Origin of the sequence: Pseudomonas brassicacearum (genome assembly GCF_003732265.1) — a bacterium.
GTDB classification, from domain to species: domain Bacteria; phylum Pseudomonadota; class Gammaproteobacteria; order Pseudomonadales; family Pseudomonadaceae; genus Aquipseudomonas; species Aquipseudomonas brassicacearum_D.
This window is the reverse complement of sequence record NZ_MOBK01000001.1, coordinates 676,161-701,921: the sequence shown is the minus strand read 5'-3', so window position 1 is coordinate 701,921 and position 25,761 is coordinate 676,161. Positions and strand designations below refer to the sequence as shown.

At 59.9% G+C, this 25,761-nt stretch carries 25 protein-coding genes and 1 tRNA gene; 18 read left to right on the top strand and 8 right to left on the bottom strand.

Going from position 1 to position 25,761, the window contains the following annotated elements; translation table 11 throughout:
- Positions 1 to 156: 156 nt before the first annotated feature.
- From BK660_RS03380 to BK660_RS03360, 5 genes are all read left to right on the top strand, one after another.
- On the top strand, positions 157 to 1,479 hold the full coding sequence (locus BK660_RS03380; RefSeq protein ID WP_123432075.1) for an epoxide hydrolase family protein: 1,323 nt from the start codon (positions 157 to 159) through the stop codon (positions 1,477 to 1,479).
- A gap of 418 nt (positions 1,480 to 1,897) precedes the next feature.
- Complete coding sequence (locus BK660_RS03375) at positions 1,898 to 2,350, top strand: Ohr family peroxiredoxin (protein ID WP_123432074.1); 453 nt, start codon at positions 1,898 to 1,900, stop codon at positions 2,348 to 2,350.
- Between the two features lie 78 nt (positions 2,351 to 2,428).
- Entirely contained in the window at positions 2,429 to 2,881 is a 453-nt protein-coding gene (locus tag BK660_RS03370) for an Ohr family peroxiredoxin (protein ID WP_123432073.1), read from the top strand.
- A gap of 170 nt (positions 2,882 to 3,051) precedes the next feature.
- Complete coding sequence (locus BK660_RS03365; protein WP_123432072.1) at positions 3,052 to 3,510, top strand: MarR family winged helix-turn-helix transcriptional regulator; 459 nt, start codon at positions 3,052 to 3,054, stop codon at positions 3,508 to 3,510.
- Between the two features lie 181 nt (positions 3,511 to 3,691).
- Positions 3,692 to 3,766: transfer RNA gene (locus BK660_RS03360), tRNA-Gln, on the top strand.
- A gap of 73 nt (positions 3,767 to 3,839) precedes the next feature.
- Here BK660_RS03360 and lipA read toward each other — a convergent pair.
- The 5 genes from lipA to BK660_RS03330 form a co-directional block, all read right to left on the bottom strand.
- Positions 3,840 to 4,820, bottom strand: coding sequence for a lipoyl synthase (gene lipA, locus BK660_RS03355; protein WP_123432071.1), 981 nt, complete (start codon positions 4,818 to 4,820; stop codon positions 3,840 to 3,842).
- A gap of 157 nt (positions 4,821 to 4,977) precedes the next feature.
- Positions 4,978 to 6,234 (bottom strand): serine hydroxymethyltransferase, encoded by a 1,257-nt coding sequence (gene glyA / locus BK660_RS03350; protein ID WP_123432070.1) that lies wholly within the window; start codon positions 6,232 to 6,234, stop codon positions 4,978 to 4,980.
- Between the two features lie 33 nt (positions 6,235 to 6,267).
- Positions 6,268 to 6,651: a glycine cleavage system protein GcvH gene (gene gcvH, locus BK660_RS03345; protein WP_123432069.1), complete on the bottom strand. Its 384-nt coding sequence runs from the start codon at positions 6,649 to 6,651 to the stop codon at positions 6,268 to 6,270.
- A 451-nt stretch (positions 6,652 to 7,102) separates the two neighbouring features.
- Complete coding sequence (locus BK660_RS03335) at positions 7,103 to 8,611, bottom strand: sigma-54-dependent transcriptional regulator (RefSeq protein ID WP_123432068.1); 1,509 nt, start codon at positions 8,609 to 8,611, stop codon at positions 7,103 to 7,105.
- A gap of 79 nt (positions 8,612 to 8,690) precedes the next feature.
- Positions 8,691 to 9,605, bottom strand: coding sequence for a LysR family transcriptional regulator (locus BK660_RS03330; RefSeq protein WP_123432067.1), 915 nt, complete (start codon positions 9,603 to 9,605; stop codon positions 8,691 to 8,693).
- 151 nt (positions 9,606 to 9,756) lie between these two features.
- On the opposite strand from BK660_RS03330, the gene speB reads away from it, so the two are divergent.
- The 8 genes from speB (at position 9,757) to BK660_RS03285 (ending at position 18,336) form a co-directional block, all read left to right on the top strand.
- Positions 9,757 to 10,761: an agmatinase gene (gene speB / locus BK660_RS03325; protein WP_027924755.1), complete on the top strand. Its 1,005-nt coding sequence runs from the start codon at positions 9,757 to 9,759 to the stop codon at positions 10,759 to 10,761.
- Positions 10,762 to 10,789: 28 nt separating this feature from the next.
- Positions 10,790 to 12,298, top strand: coding sequence for an aldehyde dehydrogenase family protein (locus BK660_RS03320; RefSeq protein ID WP_123432066.1), 1,509 nt, complete (start codon positions 10,790 to 10,792; stop codon positions 12,296 to 12,298).
- A gap of 99 nt (positions 12,299 to 12,397) precedes the next feature.
- A complete protein-coding gene (locus BK660_RS03315) occupies positions 12,398 to 13,966 on the top strand; it encodes a purine-cytosine permease family protein (RefSeq protein WP_123432065.1) in 1,569 nt (522 codons plus the stop codon).
- A 2-nt stretch (positions 13,967 to 13,968) separates the two neighbouring features.
- Positions 13,969 to 15,657 (top strand): choline dehydrogenase, encoded by a 1,689-nt coding sequence (gene betA / locus BK660_RS03310; protein WP_123432064.1) that lies wholly within the window; start codon positions 13,969 to 13,971, stop codon positions 15,655 to 15,657.
- Positions 15,658 to 15,872: 215 nt separating this feature from the next.
- A complete protein-coding gene (locus BK660_RS03305; RefSeq protein WP_123432063.1) occupies positions 15,873 to 16,526 on the top strand; it encodes a peroxiredoxin in 654 nt (217 codons plus the stop codon).
- Between the two features lie 24 nt (positions 16,527 to 16,550).
- Complete coding sequence (locus BK660_RS03300) at positions 16,551 to 17,012, top strand: GNAT family N-acetyltransferase (RefSeq protein ID WP_123432062.1); 462 nt, start codon at positions 16,551 to 16,553, stop codon at positions 17,010 to 17,012.
- A 356-nt stretch (positions 17,013 to 17,368) separates the two neighbouring features.
- Positions 17,369 to 17,851 carry an antitoxin Xre/MbcA/ParS toxin-binding domain-containing protein gene (locus BK660_RS03290; protein WP_123432060.1) on the top strand — a complete coding sequence of 161 codons (483 nt, stop codon included), beginning with the start codon at positions 17,369 to 17,371 and terminating at the stop codon, positions 17,849 to 17,851.
- Positions 17,848 to 18,336, top strand: a complete 489-nt coding sequence (locus tag BK660_RS03285; protein WP_123432059.1) for an RES family NAD+ phosphorylase — start codon at positions 17,848 to 17,850, stop codon at positions 18,334 to 18,336. The genes BK660_RS03290 and BK660_RS03285 overlap by 4 nt, the downstream gene beginning before the upstream one ends.
- Positions 18,337 to 18,355: 19 nt before the next feature.
- Here BK660_RS03285 and BK660_RS03280 read toward each other — a convergent pair whose 3' ends face one another.
- Positions 18,356 to 19,777, bottom strand: a complete 1,422-nt coding sequence (locus BK660_RS03280) for a M15 family metallopeptidase (protein WP_259698471.1) — start codon at positions 19,775 to 19,777, stop codon at positions 18,356 to 18,358.
- A gap of 145 nt (positions 19,778 to 19,922) precedes the next feature.
- Between BK660_RS03280 and BK660_RS03275 the strand changes: the two genes are divergently transcribed.
- The 5 genes from BK660_RS03275 (at position 19,923) to BK660_RS03255 (ending at position 23,938) form a co-directional block, all read left to right on the top strand.
- Positions 19,923 to 20,900 (top strand): NAD-dependent epimerase, encoded by a 978-nt coding sequence (locus tag BK660_RS03275; RefSeq protein WP_123432057.1) that lies wholly within the window; start codon positions 19,923 to 19,925, stop codon positions 20,898 to 20,900.
- A 43-nt stretch (positions 20,901 to 20,943) separates the two neighbouring features.
- A complete protein-coding gene (locus tag BK660_RS03270; protein ID WP_123432056.1) occupies positions 20,944 to 21,684 on the top strand; it encodes a glycosyltransferase in 741 nt (246 codons plus the stop codon).
- Positions 21,681 to 21,959 carry a lipid-A-disaccharide synthase N-terminal domain-containing protein gene (locus BK660_RS03265; protein WP_027924746.1) on the top strand — a complete coding sequence of 93 codons (279 nt, stop codon included), beginning with the start codon at positions 21,681 to 21,683 and terminating at the stop codon, positions 21,957 to 21,959. Before BK660_RS03270 ends, BK660_RS03265 begins: the two co-directional genes overlap by 4 nt.
- Positions 21,960 to 21,962: 3 nt before the next feature.
- On the top strand, positions 21,963 to 23,504 hold the full coding sequence (locus BK660_RS03260) for an ArnT family glycosyltransferase (protein WP_123432055.1): 1,542 nt from the start codon (positions 21,963 to 21,965) through the stop codon (positions 23,502 to 23,504).
- Positions 23,505 to 23,608: 104 nt separating this feature from the next.
- On the top strand, positions 23,609 to 23,938 hold the full coding sequence (locus BK660_RS03255) for a hypothetical protein (protein WP_123432534.1): 330 nt from the start codon (positions 23,609 to 23,611) through the stop codon (positions 23,936 to 23,938).
- Positions 23,939 to 24,120: 182 nt separating this feature from the next.
- Here BK660_RS03255 and BK660_RS03250 read toward each other — a convergent pair whose 3' ends face one another.
- Positions 24,121 to 24,522: a heme-binding protein gene (locus tag BK660_RS03250; RefSeq protein WP_123432054.1), complete on the bottom strand. Its 402-nt coding sequence runs from the start codon at positions 24,520 to 24,522 to the stop codon at positions 24,121 to 24,123.
- 21 nt (positions 24,523 to 24,543) lie between these two features.
- A complete protein-coding gene (gene glcF / locus BK660_RS03245) occupies positions 24,544 to 25,761 on the bottom strand; it encodes a glycolate oxidase subunit GlcF (protein WP_123432053.1) in 1,218 nt (405 codons plus the stop codon).

Here is a 25,761-nt window from a genome sequence, read left to right as displayed (position 1 = left end):
TTTGCGACTGGTTATAGCGGATAGACGTTTAAATCCCGCTGAATCTGCGTGCGCGAAAATCAAGAATTCATTGAGTAGCTAATTAAATACCACTCATTACCGATGGCATCTTTTGTCGCGTGGAATTCCCATGGACCGGGTTTCTCAGGAGCCTGCATGCCAGGACACACCAAACAACTTTCCCTGACCAGACGTACATTTTGCGGCGCTGCCGCAGTGACATGTGCAGTTGCACCGTTAGGGTTACTCGGTTTTTCAAACAAGGCTGATGCTATGACTGATACAACAAAAAAAACGGATGGTTTTTCCACTGAAATACGTCCATTCCATTTCAGCGCCAAAGACACAGATCTTTCAGAGTTACGCCGACGTATACAAGCAACGAGATGGCCGGACAAGGAGTTAGTCAGTGACTCCTCCCAAGGCGTACAACTGGCTACGATCCAGAAGTTAGCCAGGCACTGGGCAACAAAGTACGACTGGCGAGTGATTGAATCCAAAATAAACGCCGTTCCAAACTTCATCACTCACATTGATGGTCTGGATATACATTTCATTCATGTTCGCTCAAAGCACGAAAATGCCTTGCCGCTGCTTATGGCGCACGGGTGGCCTGGATCGATCATCGAGTTGATGAAAGTCATCGGGCCACTCACCGATCCCACGTCACACGGTGGCAGTGCTGCCGACGCGTTCAGCCTGGTGATCCCGTCGATGCCGGGTTATGGCTTCTCGGAGAAACCCACCGTGGCCGGTTGGAATCCCGTTCGTATCGCCGATGCCTACATTGAGTTGATGAAGCGTCTGGGCTACACCCGGTATGGCGCGCAAGGTGGTGACTGGGGCTCTATCGTTGTCGATCTGATGGCGGTAAAGGCACCGCCGGGCTTGATCGGGATTCATTCCAATATGCCGGGTGTCATTCCGCCTGAGCTCGATGCGGCGCTGTTTCGCGGCGAGCCGGTACCCAGCGGTCTGTCTGGGGAAGAGCAGCTGGCGGCGGATCAACTCGCCAACACCTACAAGCACATTGGCTACGCCATCATGATGGGGGACAGGCCCCAGTCGCTGACAGGCCTTGCTGACTCACCCGTTGGTTTGGCGGCCTTCATGCTGGACCACGATCCAAAAAGCTACGAGATGATCGCACGCTCCATTGACGGCAACGCGGAAGGGCTCACACCCGATGATGTGCTCGACAACATCACGTTGTTCTGGTTGACCAACACGGCTGTTTCCTCGGCGCGTCTCTATTGGGAAAACAAGTCAACCTTCTTCGCCGTCAAGGGCGTCAACATCCCGGTCGCGGTCAGCGTTTTTCCTGATGAGTTGTATGCGGCCCCGAAAAGCTGGACGCAGCAGGCCTATCCCAACCTCGTGCATTACAACAGGCTGCCAAAAGGCGGGCACTTTGCGGCGTGGGAGCAGCCGGTGCTTTTCTCGCAGGAAGTCCGGGCTGGATTCAAGACCTTGAGATAAGGCAAGGCTTACAGGCATCGAATACCTGATTTTTATGCACTGATCAGGATGGCTCGGTTCGGATCTCATGCGTGACCGTGATCCGAACCGCGCCACCAGCGGTTGATGCCAATCCTGCCGTTCGTCGCCGGACCTCAAAATAGTCTTTGACATGATTCGGGCTTTGGTTGAATATTTATCTATCGCATACGATCTAATCGAAAGCGATCAACAACCCACAATGTGCCGTTTGGAGATCCAGCCATGAACACCGGAAGCGTCTACACAATGTCCTTCACTACCGATCACGCTTCCCATGGCCACAACGGCAACAACTGGATCACCGCAGCGGGCAACTGATACAGATTGTCTTTTTAAGCTCCATAAATGACGCATGCGATGCAATCGCACACAATACTAAAATCCTGAGGAAACACCCATGAGCAAGATCGAAAAAGTACTGGCCACCGGCAAAACCCACACCACCCTGAGCGGTGCCGACATTACCTTGCGCGGCCATAGCGGCAACCTCGACATCGAGTTGTCCTCGCCAGGTTCCGCCCAACCGGCCCACGTATTCGCCGCCACCCAGCCACACCCGAAAGCCGAGCAGCTGTTTGCCGGGGCATGGTCGGCCTGCTACACCGCTGCGGTCGGGCTGGTCGCTCAGGAACGCAACATCGTGTTGCCGGCAGACATGGCTGTCGACATCGAAGTGGACCTGGGCCAGACTGGTCCGGCCTATTTTCTTCAGGCCCGACTGACCCTGCGCGTGCCGGGGCTGTCACACGATGTCGCGACCGAACTGGCGCACATCGCCGACTCCATCTGCCCGTACTCCAAAGCGACACGCGGCAATATCGACGTTGCCCTGAACGTTATTACGGCGTGATGCCGGGACGCATCGATATCATCGCAAGCGATACAAGCGCGCGCGAATCATTCATTTGGAAAACCTGAGGAAATCATCATGAGCAAGATCGAAAAAGTACTGGTCACCGGCAAAACCCACACCACCCACAACAGCGCCGGCTATACGTCACGCGGCCATAACGGCACCCTCGACATCACGCTGTCATCGCCGGGCAGCGCCAAGCCGGAACACGAGTTGACCGCTGTCCAGCCGCACCCGAAAGCCGAACAATTGTTCGCCGGGGCATGGTCGGCCTGCTACATCGCCGCCGTGGGTCTGGCCGCGCAACAGATGAAGGTGACGCTGCCGAACGACACGGCCGTCGACATCGAGGTGGATCTTGGCCAGACCGGGCCAGCCTACTTCCTCCAGGCCCGACTGACCCTGCGGGTGCCGGGTCTGGATCACGGTGTCGCGACTGAACTGGCACACAACGCCGATCAGATCTGCCCGTACTCCAAAGCAACACGCGGCAACATTGATGTCGCTATCAACGTCCTCACGGCATAACGCAATGCACCATCAGCTCGCCAGGGGCAGCCTTGGCGAGCCGGTGTCGACGCTCATGGGCTTGATGGACCTGGATAACGATTGCAATGGTGTGAGCACTTCCGACACCATCGCATGCGATGTATAGTTTGCCCACGCGATCCATCCGTCTTTGGCCACAGAGAATGCTCATGAAATCCAATGAAAAGACCTCCGCACTGGACCTGAAGCTTGCCGACTTCCTGTGTTTTGCGGTCTATTCCTCAAACCTGGCCTTCGGCAAGGCCTACAAGCCGATGCTAGAACGGCTCGGCCTGACCTATACGCAATACATCACCCTCGTTGCACTTTGGGAGGAGGACAACCAGACCGTTGGCAGCCTCGGCGAAAAGCTGTTCCTCGAATCCAACACCCTCACGCCGATCCTCAAGAAACTGGAAGCGATGGGCTATTTGTTGCGTCAGCGTGACCCCGAGGACGAGCGCCAGGTGAGGATCCGCCTGACAAAAGAGGGACGCAAACTACGTGAAGGCCTGTCGGAAGAGGGTTTCCCGCAAACCGGTCTTGATCCGGACGACTTCGTGCAAATGCAAAAGGCAATTGTGAAACTGCGGAACAATCTCATCCGTACAACGAAAGACCGGGAGTAGATCGTAGCGCCAGATCACTGCGTGACCAGTCATCAGTCACCGGTTTAATCTGCAGCGGCGCCCGTTGTATCTGCAATCAATTAATGTTAAGTAGCTGTTTTAGAAGAAAAATATTTTAAGCAGGGGCTTCCCCGACGGCGAGAAAGTTGTTAAATTCCCGCCCACACGTAGCAAGCGCTACAGGGGCGTCGCCAAGCGGTAAGGCAGCAGGTTTTGATCCTGCCATGCGTTGGTTCAAATCCAGCCGCCCCTGCCATCTTCAAGAAACGCCAGATCCTATCGGGTCTGGCGTTTTTTTATGCCCGTCACTTTCTTCCAGACGATACGCCTCAGCCTGCCTTTGCGCCTTGCACTTGTTGGTCCGCATGGTAAGACGAGCGTACCAGCGGGCCGGACGCGACGTTCTTGAAGCCCATTTTGGTGCCTTCCTCGGCGAACCAGGCGAACACGTCCGGGTGCACGAAACGCTGGACCGGCAAATGGCTGCGCGACGGTTGCAGGTACTGGCCGAGGGTGAGCATGTCGACGTCGTGTTCACGCATTCGCTGCATGACCTCGAGCACTTCCTCATCGGTTTCGCCAAGGCCGAGCATCAGGCCGGACTTGGTCGGTACTGACGGGACCAGCAATTTGAATTTCTGCAACAGGTCCAGCGACCACTCGAAATCCGAACCTGGCCGCGCGGCTTTGTACAGGCGCGGCACGGTTTCCAGATTGTGGTTGAACACATCCGGCGGCTCCGTCGCGGTGATCGCCAGCGCAACGTCCATGCGCCCACGGTAATCCGGGACCAGGGTTTCCAGTTGCACACCCGGCGACAGCTTGCGGATCTCGCGCAGGCAATCGACGAAGTGCCGGGCGCCGCCGTCGCGCAAATCGTCGCGGTCCACCGAGGTAATCACCACGTACTTCAAGCGCAGGTCGGCAATGGCCACGGCGAGGTTCATCGGCTCATCGGCGTCCAGCGGTTTTGGCCGGCCGTGGCCGACATCGCAGAACGGGCAACGGCGGGTGCAGATGTCGCCCATGATCATGAAGGTCGCGGTGCCACCGGAGAAACATTCGCCGAGGTTGGGGCACGAGGCTTCTTCGCAGACGCTGTGCAGCTTGTGTTTGCGCAGCAGTTGCTTGATTCGGTCGACCTCGGGCGAGATCGGCATGCGCACGCGGATCCAGTCGGGTTTACGCGGGAACTCATCGGTCGGGATGATCTTGACCGGGATCCGCGCGACCTTCTCCGCACCGCGCAGTTTGACGCCGACTTGCATTTTTGCCGGGGCGGGGTTGGTTGATTCCACAGATAGGCTCATGAGTATTTTCTTTCTTCGAGAGGCAGAGGCGAGCCAACACACATCCATTGTAGGAGTGAGCCTGCTCGAGATAGCGGTCGACCCGTCAACATCAATGTCGACTGACACTCCGCCATCGCGAGCAGGCTCGCTCCCACAGGGGGTTAGTGGGGGCTGATCAGTCGCGGTAGACCGGGAAGTCGCTGCACATGGCGGCCGCTTGTTTGGCGACCTGCGCCTCGACATCGGTATCACCAAGGTGATCAAGCAAGTCGCAGATCCATCCCGCCAACTCGATGCTCTGCGCTTCCTTGAATCCACGGCTGGTGATCGCCGGCGTACCAATGCGCAACCCCGACGTCACGAACGGTGATTGCGGGTCATTGGGCACAGCATTCTTGTTCACCGTAATCCCGGCGCGGCCGAGGGCGGCGTCGGCGTCTTTGCCGGTCAGGCCCTGACGAATCAGGCTGACCAGGAACAGGTGATTGTCGGTGCCGCCGGACACCACGTCGAATCCACGGTCGATAAACACCTCGGCCATGGCCTGGGCATTGCGGATCACCTGCGCCTGATAGGTTTTGAAGCCAGGCTCCAGCGCTTCCTTGAAGCACACCGCTTTGGCCGCGATTACGTGCATCAGCGGGCCGCCCTGGCCGCCGGGGAACACCGCGGCGTTGAGCTTTTTTTCCAGTTCCGGATTGGCCTTGGCCAGGATCAGGCCGCCACGCGGACCGCGCAGGGTTTTGTGCGTGGTGGTGGTGACGACGTCGGCGAAGGGGATCGGGTTCGGGTACAAACCGGTCGCCACCAGCCCCGCGACGTGGGCCATGTCGACGAACAGCAGGGCACCGACTTTGTCGGCGATCTGACGGAAGCGAGGGAAGTCGAGGGTCTTGGAGTAAGCCGAGAAACCGGCAACGATCAACTTTGGCTTGCACTCGACGGCCAGGCGTTCGACTTCGTCGTAATCGATCAACCCGGTTTTGGTGTCGATGCCGTACTGCACGGCGTTGTACAGCTTGCCCGAGGACGACACTTTGGCGCCGTGGGTCAGGTGACCACCGTGGGCCAGGCTCATGCCGAGGATGGTGTCGCCAGGCTGGATCAGGGCCAGATACACGGCACTGTTAGCCGAAGAACCGGAATGCGGCTGGACGTTGGCGTAGTCGGCGCCGAACAATTGTTTGGCGCGATCAATCGCCAGTTGCTCGACCACGTCAACGTGTTCACAACCGCCGTAATAACGCTTGCCCGGATAGCCTTCGGCGTACTTGTTGGTCAGGCCGCTGCCTTGCGCTTCCATCACCCGTTGGCTGGTGTAGTTCTCGGAGGCGATCAACTCGATGTGGTGTTCCTGCCGTGCGTCTTCAGCGTTCATCGCTGCCAGCAGTTCGTCGTCGTAGCCTTTGATCTGGTCGTGTTTGCTGAACATGGTGGTGTCCTGTGTGGTAAGCGGGAAGGGGTTTCAGGCTTCGGCGGATTCCTGGGTCAGGCGCGCGTAGGCGTCCTGATCCAGCAGGTGGTGAATGGCCTCGGTGTCGGCCGGTTTGAAACGAAAGAACCAGCCTTCGCCCAGTGAGTCTTCGTTGACCAATTCCGGTGAGGATTCCAGCGTCGCGTTGACCTCGACCACTTCACCGTCAAGCGGCATGCCGATGTTGCTGGCCGCTTTCACCGACTCCAGCACCGCCACTTCATCACCGGCGCCAAACGTCCCCAACTCCGGCACTTGCACGAACACCACATCGCCCAACGCCTGCTGCGCGTACGGCGTGATGCCAACGGTGACCAGGCCATCACGCTCAAGCCGCAGCCATTCGTGATCGACGGTAAAACGCAATTCGCTCATACCCACTCCTCATTGTTCTGACCCATCCGCTGCTGGTGGCGGATGACGTTTACAGGCTCGTGCGGGGCAGCGAGCGTGGTTGCAGGGAGTGATAGCAAGGGTGGTGCCAATGTTGATTAGGTGAATTAAATCAATGACTTAGTTAGTTTTTGAGTGAAGGGGCTGAGGCCGTCTGTATTGAAATCAATACGGGCAATAGACGTGTAGCGAGCAGGGCAGGAAAAAACGGGGTGGTGGCGGTATGTCTTGAATTCGATACGCTGTATCGATTTGCAAACAGAATCCCCCGGCACACCACATAACCCCTGTGGGAGCGGGCTTGCTCGCGAATGCGGTGGGTCAGTCGCTGAAAAAGTTGCCTGACAGGACGCTTTCGCGAGCAAGCCCGCCCCCACATTTGACCTGGAGGGAACACAGATTTTGTGGCGGACGACATTCCCCCGTGTTGTATTCAGGGCTTGGTGGGGATGCCATATTTGCGCAGGCGAATGGCGATGGCGCTATGGGAGGTTTGCAGGCGGGCGGCGAGCAGGCGGCTGGACGGGTAGCTGCGGTAGAGCTGCTCCAGCAGTTTTTTTTCAAACCCTTCGACGGCTTCTTCCAGGCTGCCGACTTCACCGTCGTTCTGGCGCTCTACCGCCGTCCTCGCGATGTCCAGATCGTCGATGTCCACCAACGGGTTCTCACAAATCGCCGCCGCGCGGAAAATCACGTTTTGCAGCTGGCGCACATTGCCCGGCCAGCGGTTGCCGAGCAGGGCGGCGAAGGTGCTCGGGGCCAAACGGCAGACCGGGCGCTGGATCTGCGCACAGGCCTGTTGCATGAAATGATTGGCCATCAGCAGGATGTCGTGGCCACGTTCGCGCAGCGGCGGTACGTGCAGGTTGAGCACGTTGAGGCGGTAGAACAGGTCTTCGCGAAAGTGGCCTTCGCTGACCATTTTTTCCAGATCCCGGTGGGTCGCGCTCAGCACCCGAACGTTGACCTTGACCTCGCGATCACCCCCCACCCGGCGGAAGCACCCGTCGCTCAAAAAACGCAGCAACTTGGCTTGCAGGTAAGGCGACATCTCACCGACTTCATCGAGAAACACCGTGCCCTGATCCGCCAGTTCCAGCAGGCCGAGTTTGCCGCCGCGCTGGGCGCCAGTGAACGCGCCGGCGGCGTAGCCGAACAGTTCGCTTTCGGCGAGGCTTTCCGGGAGGGCCGCGCAGTTCAGGGCGAGAAACGGCGCCTCCCGCCGTGCGCTGATCGCGTGGCAGGCACGGGCCACCAACTCTTTGCCGGTGCCGGTTTCGCCCTGGATCAACAGCGGCGCATCGAGAGTGGCCACGCGCTGGGCACGGGCCTTGAGCGTGCGAATCGCCGGGGACTCGCCCAGCAGCGCATCGAACCCTTCGGCATGGTCATGGTGCAGCGCCGACAGGCGTTCGCCGATGCGGCTCGGGTGATACAGGGTCAGCAGCGCGCCGGCATCGGTGATCGGCATGGCGTCGAGCAACAGCGTCTGGCCACCCAGGCTGACCTCGTGCATGGGCAGGCGGAAGTGATGTTCGATCAGCGTGTGGTGCAGGGATGGATCATCAAACAAATTCGCCAGCGATTCACCGGCCGGTTCGCGACCACACAAAGCAATCAACGCCGGGTTGGCCAGCAGTACAAAACCACGGTCATCCACGGCCAAGACCGCGTCGGTGCTGGCAGCGAGCAAGGCATCGAGCTGCAAGCTGCGGCGTTGCCCCGGAAGGATGTCGACCATCGTCACCGCTTGCACGCCCTGCACGCCGAGAAAGGCCTCGCGCAACTCTTCCAGCACCTCGGCGCCGAGGGTCGGCGCATCGATGTAAACGTTCGGCGGCACCATCTCGACGGCGTCCAGATTGAACCGGCGCCCACCGAGCAGGGCCAGCACTTCCTGGGTGATGCCGACGCGGTCGATGAAGGTGACGTGGATGCGCATAACGGGCCTGCAAGGGTGGTGAGCGAGGTGGTTGCGTCAGTGAGTATGCCGGGCACCGCTCGCGTGTGGCGAGCGGATATCAGCCATTGGCGGTTTTGCGCGCACTGGCCGCCAGGTCTTCAAGGAAGGCCTGGAGGATCGGCGGCGGGGCCGTGCCGCGTCGGGTAATCACGTCGAACGGCGACACCAGTTGCAAGGTGTTCGGCGCCAGTTGATGCATCTCCCCGGTCTTGATCCACTGCGCGGCGAAGTGCGCCGGCAGAAAACCCAGGTAGGCCCCGGAGATCAGCAAAATAGCCAGCGCCTCGATGTTGTCCACGGTCGCGGCGGCTTTGCTGACGCCCAAATGCTCGAGGTCGTATTGCTGCATGTAGCCGCGCACGACAATCCGGCTGGCGGCGATTTCTTCGAGCAGTTCGTCGCCTTCGGCCTTGTTGCCATACAGCGGATGCCGCCGCCCGCAATACAAGCCCAAGGCTTCCTGGTACAGCGGTGTGTGCAGCAACCCCGGCACATGGATCGGGAAGTGCCCGATGGCCAGGTGAAGGCGGCCGTCGAGCACCCGTTCTTCGAGTTCGGCGGGGGTACCGACGTAGACGTTGAGGTGCACGTCATGCCCCCGGGACACGAAGCGCTGGGTGGTGCGCGGCAGCGGCGAATCGGGGTCGGTGATGGTGGTGTCGATGATGCCCAGGTTGAGCTTGCCGCTGATGTGCTGCTTGAGCACGTCGGCGTCCATGCAGAAATTTTCCACCGCCGAGAGCAGGCGTTGGGTGGCTTCATGAATCGCCACGCCTTGCTCGGTCAGGCGAAACCCGCTGCGCCCGCGCTGGCAGAGTTTGACCCCGAGGCGGGTTTCCAGATGCGTCATCTGTTCGCTGATCGTCGACTGGCCGGCGTTCAACGCCGCCTGCGCGGCGGAAAAGCCCCCGCAGCGGACAATCGTCGCAAACACCCTGAGCAGTTTCAGATCGACATCGTGTAGCTGAATCACCTTGAACCTCCCGCACGTGGATGCATCGGTAATGCCGATATGAGTATCTGATGTTTAGCATTTTTTCCACGAAAACCTGCGCCCATAGTCATTCCAACGGCGGTCGCCTTGCAGTCCGTCAAGCCGATAACAAGAAGTGGAGAGGCTAGAAATGTCGAATAACGGTTATGAATCCGGTCGCCTGAACCTGCCATTCGTAGGTCATTGCACCTTTGGCAAATCCCCGGTGTGCACCGATTGGGACGCACTGGATGCCGACGTTGCGGTGCTCGGTGTGCCCAACGACATGGGCACCCAGTGGCGCTCCGGTGCACGCTTTGGGCCTCGCGGGATTCGTGAGGCATCGACGCTGTTTTCCTTCGGCCACGCCGGCGCCTACGACCACGAAGACGACGTGATGTACCTGACGGCCGCCGACGTGCGCATGGTCGACGTCGGTGACGCCGACATCGTGCACACCGACATGGTCACCAGTAACGAAAACACCGAATACGCCGTGCGCAAAATCCTCGATGCCGGCGTCATGCCCGTCGTTCTCGGCGGCGACCACTCGGTGCACGCGCCAGTGATCAAGGCCTTCGAGGGCCGCGGCCCGATCCACATCATCCACTTCGATGCGCACCTTGATTTCGTCGACGAACGCCACGGTGTGCGCTACGGCCACGGCAACCCGCTGCGCCGCGCTTCGGAAATGAACCACATTGTCGGCATGACCCAGATGGGCATTCGCAACGTCTCGTCGTCCAACCGCGATGACTACGAAGCCGCCCACGCCGCCGGTTCGAAAATCCTCTCGGTGCGTGATGTTCGTCGGCTCGGTGTCGAGGGTGTGCTGGCGCTGATTCCGCAGAACATCAACTACTACATCACCATCGACATCGACGGTTTCGACCCGTCCATCGCCCCCGGCACCGGCACTCCGAGCCACGGCGGTTTCCTCTACTACGAAGTGCTGGAAATCATCCAGGCCCTGGCCAAGCGCAGCAAAGGCAACATCGTCGGCATGGACCTGGTGGAGGTTGCACCGGTGTATGACCCGAGCGGTATGACCTCAATTTTGGCGGCGCAACTGCTGCTCAACAGTATCGGTTTCATCTTCCATGAACGGGCTCAGGCAAAGCACGCCGTGAGCGCAACCACCACCGAATCGGCGTGAACTGACCGCCGCACAGAGGGCATGAAAAATGGACGCGAGTGTTAAGCAGTACCTGCAGAAATTCGGTGTATCCGAAGCGACCCAGACCTTCCTCAGCAAGGTGCAGAAAATGTTCATCGGTGGCGCCTTTGTCGAGGCCAGCGACGGACAGACGTCCGACGTCATTGAGCCGTCGACCGAGGGCCTGATTACTCGGATTCCGATGGGCACCACCGAGGACCTGGACCGCGCCGTGCAAGCTGCTCGCGCGCAGTTTGACGGCGGCGCCTGGAGCCAGGCGAAACCGGTTGAACGCGAGCGCTTGATGCAACGCCTGGCGGACCTGATCGAGCAGAACGCCGCAGAACTGGCGGAAATCGAATCGATCGACATGGGCAAGTCGGTCGCGTTTGCCAAGGACGTCGATATCCAGGGCACCGTCGATACCCTGCGCTATTTCGCCGGGTGGGCGACCAAGCTGCACGGGCGCACCGTCGAGCCTTCGCTGCCGGGCAACTACCTGGCGTATACGCGCAAGGAAGCGGTGGGGGTGGTCGGCGCGATCGTGCCGTGGAACTTCCCGCTGCAAACCATGGCCTGGAAGCTCGGCGCCGCGTTGGCCACCGGTTGCACCGTGGTGGTCAAACCCGCTGAACTGACTTCGCTGTCGGCCCTGCGATTTGCTGAACTGGTGCAGGAAGCCGGGATTCCCGACGGCGTGATCAACATCGTTTCGGGACGCGGTAGCGTGGTCGGCGCGGCAATGGCCACGCACCCCGGCATCGACAAATTGACCTTTACCGGCTCGACCCCGGTCGGCCGTACCGTCGGGCGCGCGGCGCTGGACGAAATGAAGCGACTAACCCTGGAACTGGGAGGAAAATCACCGGTAATCGTGTTGGCCGATGCCGATATTCCAGCGGCGGCGCAAGCAGTCGCCAACGGTGTGTTTTTCAACTCGGGCCAGGTGTGCGATGCCGGTACACGCGCCTATATTCATCGCAGTGTCTACGACGAATTTTTGCGCGAACTGATCGCCTACACCCGCACGCTGAAGATTGCACCGGGTCTGGATCCAGACTGTTTCATCGGCCCGCTGGTCTCGGCGCTGCAAAAACAGCGGGTCACCGAGTACATCGAAACCGGCAAGCAGGAAGGCGCCGAACTGGTCTACGGCGGCCAGCCCGTCGATGGCCCAGGCTACTTCGTCGAGCCAACCATCTTCGCCCATTGCCGCAACGACATGCGCATTGTCCAGGAAGAGATTTTTGGGCCGGTGCTGGTCACCGCACCGTTCGACGATGAAGAAGAGGCGCTGGCCCTGGCCAATGACTCGGTGTACGGCTTGGCCGCTGCGCTGTATTCCAACGACCTGGGCAAGGTGCACAGCCTGATCCCACGGTTAAAGGCCGGTTCGGTCTACGTCAACGCCCACGGCACCCTCGACCCGTCGATGCCGTTCGGTGGCTACAAGCAGTCCGGGTTTGGCAAGGACCTGGGTGCCGAGCAGCTCGATTACCTGCTCGAGACCAAAGCCGTCTGGATCACGTTGCCTTAAGCACGCAGCACCTGTGGCGCGGGAACAAACCCCTCACCACAAGGTGCTCATCGCAAGGAATGCAGTTCCGTCATGATCTTCCAACAATAAGAGTCCATCATGAACACTGACGCCAAAGCCGCTCCTAGCGTGTCGCTTCTCGACGACAAACCGATCGTCGAAAGCCATTCGATCGACTTCATCCCGGAACACGAACGCACCGACAAACTGGCGAGCCAGGGCCCGTTCTGGTTCCTCGGCAATTTCACGTTCTTCACCATGACCATCGGCTTCGTCGGCCCAAGCGTCGGCCTGACCGCGCTCTGGACCACACTCGCCGGCACGCTGGGCATCATGTTCGGCACGCTGTTCATGGCGTTCCATGGTTCACAGGGCCCGCACCTGGGCTTGCCGCAAATGATCCAGTCGCGGGCGCAGTTTGGCTATCGCGGTGTAATCCTCGTGTTGCTGGCAACGCTGTTTGTGTTTGCCGGGTTCAACATCGTTAACCTGGTGTTGATGATGCAGGGATTGCACACGCTCTTCGGCTTCCACCCCTGGGCGATCGCGGTGGCGGTGACGATACCGGCGGCAGTCCTGGCGATCCTCGGTCATGACTGGATGCACCGCAGCTTCAAATGGGCGTTGTACCTGTCGATTCCGTTGTACGGCCTGGTGACGCTGGCGGTGCTGATGGGCTGGGTGCCGGATGCCGCGATGCCGGTCCTCGCTGCAGGAGAAGTCGCGCCGGCGCCGTTGGGCTTCAACTGGACCGGGTTCATCGCCCAGTTCGCCGCAGCGGCCAGCTACAACATCGCTTATGCCCCGTACGTGTCCGATTATTCCCGCTACCTGCCGAAGAACACCTCCAGCGGCAAGCTGATTGCCGTGGTGTTTCTCGGTGCGTCGCTGTCCGGCGCGTGGATGATTTCGGTGGGTGGCTGGTTGGCTGATCACCTGCACTCTACGGATGTGCTGGTCGCTCTCGGACAAGTCGGCAACGTCGTCTCGCCACTGATCGGCACCGCGGTGGTGGTGATCACCATCCTCGCGTTCCTGCCGGTGATCGCGATGAACATCTACAGCGCGAAACTGACCACGCTGACCTGCGTCGACTCCATCAAGCACATCGAGCCAACCCGCAAGGCACGCATCCTGGCGATCGGTTTTGTGATCCTGCTGCAACTCGGCGTGGCCCTGAGCATCCAGAGTTCGGGCAAAGGCTTGTCGGTGCTGGGGATCTACCTGGTGGTGATGCTGTACTTCCTGGTGCCCTGGACTTCGGTCAACCTGACGGACTACTTCTTCGTGCGCAAGGGCCGATACGCCATCCCGCACTTCTTCATGCCCCACGGCAACATCTACGGCAACTGGGGCCTGCGTGGCATTGCTGCGTACGCCATCGGTTTTGTGTCGATGATCCCGTTCTTCTACATCTACGACGGCGTCGAGCAGCGCGAAGTCTACGTCGGTCCGCTCGCCAAAGCGCTGGGCAGCATCGACATCGCCTGGCTGGTCGGGCTGATCGTCTCGGGGTTGGTCTACTACTGGTTCAGCCGCTCGATTGATCTCAAGCGTGAAGAAACCGTGATCCAGCACATCGAGAAAACCTCTCCGCAATACACCACTGGCGACTCGCTGACCTTTCGCTCGACGCCTGTGTTCAACGAATCGGAAGCCGGGAGATAACCATGGCTACGCAAAAATACGACTACATCATCATTGGCGCCGGCTCGGCGGGTTGTGTGTTGGCCAACCGCTTGAGCGAAGATCCTGCTACTTCGGTGTTGGTGCTGGAGTTCGGTGGCAGCGACCGCAGCGTGGTGATCCAGATGCCGAGCGCCTTCTCGATCCCGATGAACACCAAGAAGTACAACTGGCGCTACGAAACCGAGCCAGAACCGTTCCTCAACGGGCGGCGCATCCATTGCCCACGCGGCAAGGTGCTGGGCGGCTCGTCGTCGATCAACGGCCTGGTCTACATCCGTGGCCACGCTTACGACTTCGACGAGTGGGAATCCCTCGGCGCCCAGGGCTGGGGCTACCGCAATTGCCTGCCTTATTTCAAGCGGGCAGAGCATTACGAAGAGGGTGGCGACGGCTATCGCGGCGGCACCGGGCCGTTGCACACCACCAACGGCAACCACATGAAAAACCCTTTGTATGGGGCGTGGGTCGAAGCCGGTGCCGAGGCCGGTTATATCAAGACCGAAGACTGCAACGGCTACATGCAAGAAGGGTTCGGCGCCATGCACATGACCGTGAAAAACGGCGTGCGCTGCTCCACGGCCAACGCCTATTTGCGCCCGGCCATGGGCCGTCCGAACCTGACGGTGATCACCCACGCGATGACCCGCCAGATCATCCTTGAAGGCAAACGCGCGGTCGGTGTCATGTATGACCACGATGGCCAGACCCACCAGGTTTACTGCCACCGCGAAGTGTTGATTTCTTCCGGCCCCATCGGTTCGCCGCACCTGCTGCAACGCTCCGGTATCGGCCCGGCCGAGGTCCTGCGCAAAGCCGGGATCGGCGTGCGCCATGACCTGCCGGGGGTAGGGGAGAACCTGCAGGATCACGCCGAGGTGTACATCCAGTTCGGCTGCAAGGAACCGGTGACCCTCAACAGCAAAATGGACCCGCTGAGCAAACTGATGATCGGTCTGCGCTGGCTGCTGTTCAAGGACGGGCTCGGCGCCACCAACCATTTCGAGGCCGGTGGTTTCATTCGCTCGGACAAGGGCCTGCGGTGGCCGGACATCCAGTTCCACTTCCTGCCCGCCGCCATGCGTTACGACGGCAACAAGCCGATCAAGGGCCACGGCTTCATGGTGCTCACCGGGCCGAACAAACCCAAGAGCCGCGGCTATGTGCGCGCCGTTTCGGCGGACCCATACGAGCATCCGCAGATCCAGTTCAATTACTTGCAACGGGAAGAGGATCGCGAAGGTTTCCGCCGCTGCATCCGCCTGACCAGGGAGATCATCGGCCAGAAAGCCATGGACCGTTTCCGCGACGGCGAAATCGCTCCCGGCCCGCTGGTGAACACCGATGAAGAGCTCGATGCCTTCGTACGTGACAACCTCGAAAGCACCTACCATCCGTGCGGTTCGTGCCGCATGGGCGAGGATGACATGGCGGTGGTGGACTCCGAATTGCGCGTGCATGGCATCGCCGGGTTGCGCGTGATCGACTCGTCGGTGTTCCCGACCGAGCCGAACGGCAACCTCAACGCGCCAACCATCATGCTCGCCGAGCGGGCCAGCGACCTGGTGCGCGGACGCAACATGCTGCCGGCCTCGGATGCACCGGTCGGCCTGGTGGAGAATTGGGAAAACAGCCAGCGCTCGACGCTGCCGGGGCGCAACGTCCGGGTTTAATGGCGTTGTTCTTTGCTCAACAACAGCCAGGTCGACGCCGAGTCGATCTGGCTTTTTTGTGTTTTTGAGGCCGGTTTTAGCGGTAACGGCCTTGTCTTGCAGCGTCTCCTATACTGTTCCGCGTTGGCAGGTCCAACACCGATCCTGAATGCCGTTGGAGACGCACCCAGCACTCCGACGGTTTTCCCTACGACCCCACAGTAAGGAGAACGAACATGGCAATCCGCATTGGCGACGAGGCACCGGACTTTACCGTCGAGAGCACCGAAGGCACGCTGCATTTCCACGAATGGATTGGCGACAAGTGGGCCATCCTGTTTTCGCACCCCAAGGACTTCACCCCGGTGTGCACCACTGAACTTGGCTACATGGCCGGGCTCAAGCCTGAGTTCGACAAGCGCAACACCAAGATCGTCGGCCTGAGCGTCGACCCGGTCAGCAACCATGCAAGCTGGGCCAAGGACATCGAGGAAACCCAGGGGCACGCGGTCAACTACCCGATGATCGGTGACGAAAACCTGGTGGTGGCGAAGCTCTACGACATGATCCACCCGAATGCCAGTGGCGGCACCCGCACCGCCGTCGATAACGCCACGGTGCGTTCGGTGTTCATCATCGGCCCGGACAAAAAGGTCAAGGCCATGCTCATCTACCCGATGAGTGCCGGGCGCAACTTCGATGAAGTGCTGCGACTGCTCGATTCCCTGCAACTGAATGCCAAACACACCGTCGCCACCCCGGTGAACTGGCGTCCGGGCGAAGACGTGATCATCCCGACATCGGTGTCCGATGAAGACGCACGGAAAAAATACCCGGACGGTTTCAAAACCATCAAGCCGTACTTGCGCACTGTGGCGCAGCCCAAGTAATCCAACCTTCGAGGGATCCCCAAAATGGACGTAAAAGCCCTGCGCGTCGACGCCAGCCATCTCGATAAGGTGGCGCGCCTTTTCGACGCCTACCGAGGCTTTTACGGCCAGCCTTCGAACCCCATCCAGTCCCGGGATTTCATCGCCGAACGCATCGCCCGCAACGAATCGGTGATTTTCCTCGCCGAAGACACTGCGGGCCACGCGTTGGGTTTCGTGCAGTTGTACCCGACGTTTTCCTCCATCGACGCCCACCGCACCTGGTTGCTCAGCGACCTGTTCACCACCCCCGAGGCCCGTGGGCTAGGGGTGGGAACGTTGCTGATGAACACCGCCCGTGAGTTTGCGGTATCGAGCGGTGCCAAGGGCATGGTGCTGGAAACCGCCACCGACAATGTGGGTGCGCAGCGGTTGTATGAGGCGTTGGGGTATGTGCGTGATGAGGGGTATTACACGTATTGTCTTGATTTGAAGGGCAGGTCATAGAGACGCACGCCCGTGGATTCAGGCGATGTCGTAGGGAAAGACGCAAGGTCTTGTAGCCTCCCGGAAATAACACCGAGTTTCCTTAAACAGCTTTGTAAGACGCATGAAATTTTTCATGAAATCGAGGAAACATCCCACACGATTTTAAGGTTGGCGCTCGGAAGCGAGGCGGGTAGCGTGGTGGGTGCAATCAGGGAAGACGGCGTCGCCGATCAGGTGGCTGGAAGATTTCATTTCATGGAGTACGGATGAATGGGCTCAGCAAGTAAGACACGCAAAAACCGACAACACACAGTTGCCCAGACTACGACATTTGGCGCTATGCTTGCGTCAAATGTCGTAGGGAGGTCATTGATATGCCCGCAGCGAATCAAGCAAACAAGTCAGCAGTGGCGGTGGGGGCAAAGAAACCCAGAAAGCCTACTGAAGTGCTTTTGCATGGCCGCAAAGGTGACACGCGCATGCTGGTAATCCGGTACACATTGGAAGGTTTTGACTTGAGCGATGTCAGGGACATGCTGGCCATATCAACGCTGTACATGGAGCACGACCTCATTCAACGCATCACCGGAAAATCTATCAGGACTGTCCAACGCCTGACGAAAGAGACTCAAAAGGTGCGCCTCAATCAGCAGCAGAGCACCGTCGCCTTCCAATACGCGCAGACACTGGAGCACGCCACCGACGTATTCGGCAATTTGTCGTTGGCGGAGGAATGGCTGCAGAAACCCTGCAAGTACCTGGACGGTCATGTTCCGCTGAATCTCATCGATAACTCGCTGGGTTTTCAAGCGGTTGAGGACTACCTGACCCGGATTGAATACGGGGTCTATCAATGAATCCTCTGCCCTGGGACGGGACGTGGCATGCCTGGCGACTTGACCGCGAGGTCTTCAAGGACACCTGGAACAGTGGCGTTGGCGCACAACGATCCGGTGGCCGATGGAACCCTCCCGGTCGCCGGGTGATTTATGCATCGGCCGACCCGTCCACCGCGATCCTGGAAGTTGCGGCCCACGTTGGCTTCGATAGCCTCGACAGGGTTCCGCACGTGCTGACTTGTTTCGAAGTGATAGATCCCGACATCATCAAGGTTGTTCAGCCCGAAGATGTGCCTAACCCGAACTGGCTCATCCCGTCGCAACCCTCGCCCAATCAGCAGCAGTTTGCCGATTTGTTACTGGCCCGCCATCCTTTCGTGCTCATCCCTTCTGCGGTAACGGGTCACTCTTGGAATTTACTGGTGAGTTGTGACCTGGCTGACGACAAGTTCAAGCTTGTCTCCCAGGAGCGTTTTGGCCTGGACACCCGCTTAATCAAATGAGCCGCAACCCCCACCAACATCACGGCAACGCCCACTCCTCACGAAACTGTTCGTATTGCGCCTCCGGCATCTGCACCAGCAATGGCGATTCGCGAGGGTCGAGCCATTTGAGCAGCGCAGCAATATCCCCCTGATCCATGGCCGTACAGCCCGCTGTCGGCGAAGCGGGGGCGCGCCAGATGTGGAAGAAAATGCACGAGCCCGAGGCCGCTGTGGCCGGGGTGTTGTGCTCGATGAAAATGCCTTGGCGATAACCCTCTTCGTTGCGCATGTGTTCCGAGCTGCTCCAGTCTGTAGCCATCGCCGCGCCGTCGACCAGTTTGTTGTACTGACTGGATTGGCTGTCATCCACGCATTCAGTGGTCGGTGTCAGCGCGAGGTACGGCAGGTGGGTGTCGGCCGTGGTGTCGAAACCAAAGGCCGTGCCCAGTTTGAAGACCCCCGCGGGTGCTTTTCCATCGCCTTCGCGTTTGATCGGGCCTTCAACATCACCCAGGCTGCTCACGCCTTTGCCCCAGCCCATGCCGTTTTTGCCGACCACGACGGGAAAGGCATCGCCGTTTTTTCGAAAGGTTTTACCGTCACGTTCATAGCGCTGTGCGGTGCCCTGAATGTCATCCCAGTTTTTGCTGGTCACCACAATCAACTGACCACTGCTGCCGACAGTGTCGCTGGCGCTCATCGGTGAAATCTGGAAGTCCATCACGTCCTTCGGCGCACCCTCGCCACTGAACGTGAAATGCCACCATTCCTTCGAATACCCGGCAAACCCTTCTTTCTCCATGGCACTGCTCAGGCGTTGGCGATTGTCCTTGGCGGTGGCGTTGATTGTCGGGTTGGCGGTATGCGCGCGCTCGTCGAAACAATCGAAACCGGTGCCCATATCCAGTGCGCCATCGTGCCAGCGCTGGTCATAGGGCGCGGTGCAATCGACTTGCGTCGCCGTCGGTGTCCAGATGTCGGCCGGCAGCGCATCGGGGCCGATCAGCGTCAGGTCCACGGTTGAGCCCTTGGAGTGTCCCGACACCCGCGCCACATAGCCCAGGCGCCAGAAGTCCTGTTTGTCCACGCGCGGATAGAACTCGGCCTTGTGCGGGTCACCGGGTTCTGTCGCGAAGCGCCCCATGTCGGCGACAGCGCGGCTGGGTCGATAACAGTCGAACACCTTCAAACCGTAGCCTTGGGTGCGCAGTGTCGCCTGGACCCGGGCGAGGGCCTTGGCGGTGTCCACGGACAACAGGCATTCGGCCGTGTCGTAACCATCGAGCCGGTGCCCGGTGAAGTTGTGGGCGCTGGCGTAGCGCATGTCCTGTTCGATGCTCGGGTCGATGGTGCGCAAATACACCATGTTCGCAGGCCTTGGTTCGGCACTGGCCATGCCGCAACTGACAAGGCTTATCAGTCCCGCTAAAACGCAATTGCGCACGCTTGTCGCCTTCACACAAATTAAATAAATATGTAACAAGATTTCACCATTGCACAGGCAGGGTAACGGGGCGGCGTGTCAACGATGTCACGGGCCTCAAGGACTTATCAATGGTGCCGGACATGAAGTTGCATCGGGCTTCGAATAATAATGAGGTGCTATGACTGTTCTGGTTACCGGCGCTGCCGGTTTTATTGGTTATCACACGGTTAAACGGCTGTGCCAGCAAGGTCTTGATGTCGTCGGTATCGATAACCTCAACGACTACTACAGCGTAGAGCTCAAACAGGCGCGGCTCAATGATTTGGAGTCGTTGCCGGGTTTTCGTTTTCAGCGACTGGATATTGTCGATAAAACGGCCCTGATGGGGCTGTTCCAGGAGCATCGATTCACCGAGGTCGTGCACCTGGCCGCTCAGGCCGGCGTTCGCTATTCGCTGGACAACCCCGACGTCTACGCGCAATCGAACCTGGTGGGCTTTGTGAATGTGCTGGAAGCCTGCCGGCACCATCGCCCCGAGCATTTGATCTACGCGTCGAGCAGCTCGGTGTATGGCACCAACAGCAAAATGCCGTTCAGTGTCGAAGACGCCGTCGAGCATCCGGTTTCGCTGTATGCCGCCAGCAAGCGCGCCAATGAACTGCTCGCGCACAGCTATTGCCATCTCTACGGAATTCGCGCCAGTGGCCTGCGGTTTTTCACGGTCTACGGGCCCTGGGGGCGGCCGGACATGGCGCTGTTCAAGTTCACCCGAGCGATGCTCAACGACGAACCGATCGACATCTATAACCACGGCGAGATGGCGCGGGATTTCACCTACATCGATGACATCGTCGAAAGCATCGTTCGCCTGCGGCCCAAACCGCCGATAGCGGACAATGCCGGCGAAGGCGCCAACCGGATTTTCAACATCGGACGGGGCGAACCCATGCCGTTGCTGGCGTTCGTCGAGTGTCTGGAAAACGTGCTGGGCATCAAGGCGCGGCGCAACTATTTGCCGCTGCAAGCGGGCGATGTGATCAAGACCTGGGCCGATGTGTCGGCGTTGGCCGATTGGGTCGACTTCCGCCCGCGCGTGGCAGTCGAGACCGGTGTGGCGGAGTTTGTGAAGTGGTATCGGCACTTTTATCAGCGATGAAGCGTTCACCCTTGATACCAACCATTAGCGGGGGGAGAACCCTATGAGCCAAGACATCTTCGTATCGGTACTGATTCCGGCGAAAAACGAAACCAACAACCTCAAGCCCTTGATTGAGGAAATCCGCACGGCGTTGGCGGATGAAGCGTACGAAATCATCGTCGTCGACGATGGCAGCACCGATGCCACCCTGCATGAACTGCAACAGATCAAAAACAGCGGTTTGAGCACGCTGCGCATTCTGTGCCATGAGCGTTCACTGGGCCAAAGCACCTCGCTTTACCATGCCGCACTCGCCGCGCGCGGGCAGTGGCTGGCGACGCTCGACGGTGACGGCCAGAACGACCCGGCGGACATCCCCGGCATGTTGCAACTGGTGCGCGGCGGCCACGGTCCGGTCGACGTTCAACTGGTGGCCGGTCACCGCGTCAACCGCCGCGACACCGCCAGTAAACGCTGGGCCTCGCGCTTCGCCAACGGACTACGTCGGCGCATGCTCAACGATGCCACGCCGGACACCGGTTGCGGGCTGAAGCTGATCGAGCGGGCGGCGTTTCTGCGCCTGCCGTACTTCGACCACATGCACCGGTTCCTGCCGGCGCTGATCCAGCGTCACAACGGCCGCATGATCGTCCACCCGGTCAACCATCGCCCGCGTACCGCCGGGGTCTCCAAGTACGGCAACCTTGACCGGGCGCTGGTGGGCATTCTTGATCTGGTCGGGGTCTGGTGGCTGATCAAACGCACGCGCCTGAACACCAAGGCGCAGGAGATCGAAGGATGAACCTCTCCCGCGAAGCCCTGTGGCTGGCGGTCGGCTTCATCGGCCAGATCGCGTTCACTGGCCGTTTTGTCCTGCAATGGTTGTACAGCGAATACCAGAAGCGCAGCGTGATCCCGACGAGTTTCTGGTACTTGAGCATCGTCGGCAGCACGCTACTGCTCGCGTACGCCATTTACCGCCAGGATCCGGTGTTCATCGCCGGTCAGGCATTTGGCTCGATTGTTTACCTGCGCAATTTGCAACTGATTGCCAAAAGCACGCCCGCTAAGGAATGAGTCATGCGTAGAACGCTATCGCCCAGTGTTGAGTGCCTGGGCCTGATGTTGCTGGCCCTGCTGCTGCTCGGCGCAGGGTTGGGGCTGCGTCAGCCGCAGAATGTCGACGAGGAACGATTCCTCGGCGTTGCCCTGGAGATGCTGCACAACAGCGCGTGGCTCATTCCGCATCGGGCGGCAGAGATCTACGGCGACAAGCCGCCGATTTTCATGTGGACCGTGGCGTTTTTCAGCTGGCTGACCGGGAAGCCTGCGATTGCCCTTTATATTCCGGGCTTGCTGTCGGGCATGACAGTCACTGCGGTGGTCTACGACCTGGGCCGACGCCTGTGGAGCCAGCGCATCGGCCGGATCGCGGCCCTGTTGTACCTGGCCACCTATCAAACCTACAGCATCTTGCAGACCGGCCAGATCGACAGCTTTTTGGTGCTGTTTACCTCGGTCGGCCTTTACGGGCTCGCGCGTCACCTGTTGCTCGGCCCGGCCTGGCGCTGGTTTTACATCGGCTGCGCCGCCATGGGCGTGGGCGTGATCACCAAAGGGGTCGGGTTTGTCCCGGCGCTGATGTTGATTCCGTATGCCTATGCGGTGCGCAAAGACTGGCCCGGCGTGGTGGCGATGCCCGGCGAAGCGCGCAAGTGGTGGTTGGGTCTGGCGGTGATGTTGGGCGCCACGGCGATCTGGTTGCTGCCCCTGGCGTTGTCCATCGTGCTCACTGGCGGCGCCGATGAAATCGCCTATGCCAAGGAAATTCTGCTGCGTCAGACCGCAGGGCGATATGCCGCGGCCTGGGACCATCGCGAACCGTTCTGGTATTTCTTCGTTTACGTGATCCCGCAGTACTGGTTGCCGCTGGTATTGGCGTTGCCGTGGCTGGTGCCCGCGTGGCGCCGGCAGTTGCAAAAGCATGACGGCCGGGTGTTGGTATTGCTGGGTTGGGTCCTGCTGGTGGTGCTGTTTTTCTGCATCAGCAGCGGCAAGCGCAAGTTGTACATCTACCCGGCGCTGCCAGGGTTGGTGTTGGTGGCGGCACCATTGATTCCCTGGCTGCTCAAGCGCTGGTTCAGCCAGCGCCCGCGCGGTCGTCAGGTGTTCCAGGTGGTAGCCGTGATCTGGTTTGCGCTGTGGTTCGCCCGGGGTTTCATCGAGCCGGTCAGGGACGGGGCCAACCCGCATAACGCGATCATGGCGCAGGCCGCGACCATGACCGGCGGCGCGGAACTGGTGCTGGTCGACTGGCGTGAGGGCCATTGGTTGTACGCCCGACAGCCGATTGTGCATTTCGGCATGGCCGGTTCTTCGATCGAGCAAGCGGCACAATGGCTGCGCGACCATCCCAAGGCTTACGCGCTGGTCCCCGACGAGGAACTGGAGAAGTGTTTCAATCCCCAGACTGCCCGTGAGTTGGGCGAAACCTCGCGTGCGCAGTGGTCAATTGTCGGGGCCGACGCGGATAACGGTAAATGTCATCCGTTGCCGCCAACCAACGTCTATCACTTCACCTGGAACGAGCGGGTCAATGAGTTGAAGGCGGCGCTGCGCTGATTTCGATCTCACTTATTTCCCGCGAATAAGGCAATTTGCTGGCCCCGCTGGTGCAAAACAGTCGCCAAAATCACTTTATTTTCAGGTGGTTAGGCGGAATGCAATTGCGCAATGTAGCGATCACGATGATCTCGTTCGCCCTGGCGAGCATGGCAGGCACGGCCCAGGCCAGAGAGTTGGTGGCCAATGACCGGTATATGTGCGACTGGGGCGCAGGGACGGCGGCCAGGGCCCAGGAACTGAAGTTGTCCGGGGTGTCGTTGTATGCCGCTCGCAAGAAGGTACAGACCTACAAATTCAACAAGCCGTGGATGCACATGATGGCCATGGGCATTACCGAGCAGACGTACGACAGCCCGTCGCGATTCAAACCAGCTGCGGTGCGGCAGAGTTTTTATGAAGAGTGCATTCGGTACAAGTTGGCGCGCAAGTAAGCACTTGCGAAATGACGACGAACCTGTGGCGAGGGAGCTTTTGTGGCGAGGGGGCTTGCCCCCGTTGGACAGCGCAGCTGTTCCATTTTTTGGGGCCGCTTCGCAGCCCAACGGGGGCAAGCCCCCTCGCCACAGAAGCCCCCTCGCCACAGGTTACTCATCACTTGTAGATCCGGATTCCGTTACTTCAAGCACTGCGCCCCGGCCTTGGCCACTTGTGCGTCCTGCTCGGCCTTGACCCCGGACACGCCGACCGCACCGATCACCTGGCCGTCAAAAACAATCGGCACGCCACCTTCGAGCGACGTCAGCAACGGCGCCGATAAAAAAGCGAAGCGTCCGCCGTTGACCATCTCTTCATAACCCTTCGATTCCCGCCGGCCCAAGGCCGAAGTACGGGCTTTTTCAGTGGCGATGTAAGCGCTGCTCGCCGCGCAACCGTCGAGGCGTTCGAGCGCCAGGGGATGGCCGCCGTCATCGACAATCACAATGGTCACGGCCCATTGATTGTTCTGAGCTTCGGTGCGGGCGGCGGCGAGGATCTGGCTGACTTCGGCCTGGCTCAGTACGGCTTTACTCTTCATGGCAATGGCTCCAAAGGGTGATCAGGGCAGGGCGGCTTCCACCAGTTCAATCCAGTGCCGGACCGGGGTTCGACCCGCGCCGTCGAGGTGGGACTGACAGCCGATATTGGCGGTGACAATGATTTCGGGGTGCCCACTCTCCAGCGCGTTGAGCTTGTTGTCGCGCAGTTGCCGGGACAGTTCCGGTTGGGTCAACGAATAGGTGCCCGCCGAGCCGCAACACAAGTGGCCGTCGGGCACGGGCGTCAGGTTGAAACCCAGACGTGTCAGCAGCGCCTCAACCGCGCCGCCAAGTTTTTGCGCATGTTGCAAGGTGCAGGGGCAATGGAACGCCAGGCGTTGGTCGCTGTGGATGCCGAGGGTTTCCAGCGGTTCATCGCGCAGCACTTCGACCAGGTCCCTGGCCAGTGCGCTGACTTTTTGCGCCTTGGCGGCATAGGCCGGATCGCTGCGCAGCAAGTGACCATAATCCTTGATGAACGCACCGCAACCGCTGGCCGTTTGCACGATGGCTTCGGCACCGTTTTCAATCGCCGGCCACCACGCATCGATGTTGTGCCGTGCGCGATCAAGCCCGGCCGCCTGGGCGTCGAGGTGATAATCGACGGCGCCGCAGCATCCAGCCTCGCGGCTCGGTAGGACGCTGATGCCGAGTCGATCCAGCACCCGTGCAGTGGCGGCATTGGTGTTGGGCGACAACCCTGGTTGCACGCAACCTTCCAGTATCAGCACCTGTCTCGCGTGGCGCACCGTCGGACGCGGTTTGGCCGGGTACACGCGGCGAGGCAACTTGGCTTGCAGAGTGTTTGGCAACAAGGCACGGAACACCTGACCACTGCTCACCAGCATTTTGAACAATCCCGGATTGGGCACCACGCGGCGCAACCCTTCGCGCAACAGGCGCTGTTCGAGCGGGCGCGGCACGGCGGCGTCCACCACCGCGCGACCAATGTCGAGCAAGTTGTGGTAATCGACGCCAGAGGGGCAGGTGGTTTCGCAGTTGCGGCACGACAGGCAACGGTCCAGATGCTGCTGGGTTTTTTGCGTGACTTCGTTGCCTTCCAGCACCTGCTTGATCAGGTAGATGCGACCTCTCGGCCCATCCAGTTCATCGCCCAGCAACTGATAGGTCGGGCAGGTGGCATTGCAAAAACCGCAGTGCACGCAGGTGCGCAGAATGCTTTCGGCTTCTTCGGCACGGGGCAGTTGGCGGGCCTGTTCGCTGAGCGTGGTTTGCAT

Bases quoted from the DNA above. Each gene is read 5' to 3' on its own strand.
- BK660_RS03285 (WP_123432059.1), top strand. From the start codon at position 17,848: ATGAATCCTCTGCCCTGGGACGGGACGTGGCATGCCTGGCGACTTGAC.
- gcvH (WP_123432069.1), bottom strand. From the start codon at position 6,651: ATGAGCGAATTGCGTTTTACCGTCGATCACGAATGGCTGCGGCTTGAG.
- betA (WP_123432064.1), top strand. From the start codon at position 13,969: ATGGCTACGCAAAAATACGACTACATCATCATTGGCGCCGGCTCGGCG.
- BK660_RS03265 (WP_027924746.1), top strand. From the start codon at position 21,681: ATGAACCTCTCCCGCGAAGCCCTGTGGCTGGCGGTCGGCTTCATCGGC.
- glyA (WP_123432070.1), bottom strand. From the start codon at position 6,234: ATGTTCAGCAAACACGACCAGATCAAAGGCTACGACGACGAACTGCTG.
- BK660_RS03260 (WP_123432055.1), top strand. From the start codon at position 21,963: ATGCGTAGAACGCTATCGCCCAGTGTTGAGTGCCTGGGCCTGATGTTG.
- BK660_RS03365 (WP_123432072.1), top strand. From the start codon at position 3,052: ATGAAATCCAATGAAAAGACCTCCGCACTGGACCTGAAGCTTGCCGAC.
- BK660_RS03250 (WP_123432054.1), bottom strand. From the start codon at position 24,522: ATGAAGAGTAAAGCCGTACTGAGCCAGGCCGAAGTCAGCCAGATCCTC.
- BK660_RS03320 (WP_123432066.1), top strand. From the start codon at position 10,790: ATGGACGCGAGTGTTAAGCAGTACCTGCAGAAATTCGGTGTATCCGAA.
- glcF (WP_123432053.1), bottom strand. From the start codon at position 25,761: ATGCAAACCACGCTCAGCGAACAGGCCCGCCAACTGCCCCGTGCCGAA.
- BK660_RS03375 (WP_123432074.1), top strand. From the start codon at position 1,898: ATGAGCAAGATCGAAAAAGTACTGGCCACCGGCAAAACCCACACCACC.
- BK660_RS03335 (WP_123432068.1), bottom strand. From the start codon at position 8,611: ATGCGCATCCACGTCACCTTCATCGACCGCGTCGGCATCACCCAGGAA.
- speB (WP_027924755.1), top strand. From the start codon at position 9,757: ATGTCGAATAACGGTTATGAATCCGGTCGCCTGAACCTGCCATTCGTA.
- BK660_RS03315 (WP_123432065.1), top strand. From the start codon at position 12,398: ATGAACACTGACGCCAAAGCCGCTCCTAGCGTGTCGCTTCTCGACGAC.
- BK660_RS03305 (WP_123432063.1), top strand. From the start codon at position 15,873: ATGGCAATCCGCATTGGCGACGAGGCACCGGACTTTACCGTCGAGAGC.
- BK660_RS03275 (WP_123432057.1), top strand. From the start codon at position 19,923: ATGACTGTTCTGGTTACCGGCGCTGCCGGTTTTATTGGTTATCACACG.
- BK660_RS03370 (WP_123432073.1), top strand. From the start codon at position 2,429: ATGAGCAAGATCGAAAAAGTACTGGTCACCGGCAAAACCCACACCACC.
- BK660_RS03270 (WP_123432056.1), top strand. From the start codon at position 20,944: ATGAGCCAAGACATCTTCGTATCGGTACTGATTCCGGCGAAAAACGAA.
- BK660_RS03290 (WP_123432060.1), top strand. From the start codon at position 17,369: ATGCCCGCAGCGAATCAAGCAAACAAGTCAGCAGTGGCGGTGGGGGCA.
- lipA (WP_123432071.1), bottom strand. From the start codon at position 4,820: ATGAGCCTATCTGTGGAATCAACCAACCCCGCCCCGGCAAAAATGCAA.
- BK660_RS03300 (WP_123432062.1), top strand. From the start codon at position 16,551: ATGGACGTAAAAGCCCTGCGCGTCGACGCCAGCCATCTCGATAAGGTG.
- BK660_RS03380 (WP_123432075.1), top strand. From the start codon at position 157: ATGCCAGGACACACCAAACAACTTTCCCTGACCAGACGTACATTTTGC.